At 62.0% G+C, this 497-nt stretch carries 1 protein-coding gene; it reads right to left on the reverse strand.

The window, feature by feature from the left end; genetic code table 11:
• Positions 1-74: 74 nt before the first annotated feature.
• Positions 75-497 (reverse strand): N-formylglutamate amidohydrolase (locus EOA38_RS38590; RefSeq protein ID WP_189435273.1); only part of this gene is annotated, 423 nt, incomplete at its 5' end.

The raw sequence follows: 497 nt of genomic DNA on the forward strand, positions 1-497 counted from the left end.
TTCCTCCCTAGACTTCGACCGTGTCGTGAAAGCGATGCGGTCTTTTTTTGAGCCGCGAACCGCAAACGCGGCTGTCATTCCGCGGCAAGCGGCAGATCGACGAAATGATGGTCGGGCATCGCCACCAGTTCGGCCGAAAAGCGCGTCAGGTCGTCGGCTAAAGCGTCGAAGCCGGCCGATTTCTGGAACGTCCGCTCGTTCATGTAAAGCCCGCGATTGACCTCGATCTGCAGCGCATGCAGATGACGTGCCGGCCGCCCGTAATGCTCGGTGATGAAACCGCCGGCATAGGGCTTGTTGTGCGCGACCGCGTAGCCCATGCCGGTGAGCAGGCCGATCGCCCTTTCGGTGAGGGACGCGGCTGCCGAAATGCCGAAACGGTCGCCGATGATGAAGTCGGGCCGCACGCCATTGTCGCCGACGCGGATGCTGGCCGGCATCGAATGGCAGTCGATGAGCACGGCATAGGCGAACCTCGCATGGGTTCTGGTAAGCAG

The organism is Mesorhizobium sp. M1E.F.Ca.ET.041.01.1.1 (assembly GCF_003997355.1).
In the GTDB taxonomy this organism is placed as follows: domain Bacteria; phylum Pseudomonadota; class Alphaproteobacteria; order Rhizobiales; family Rhizobiaceae; genus Mesorhizobium.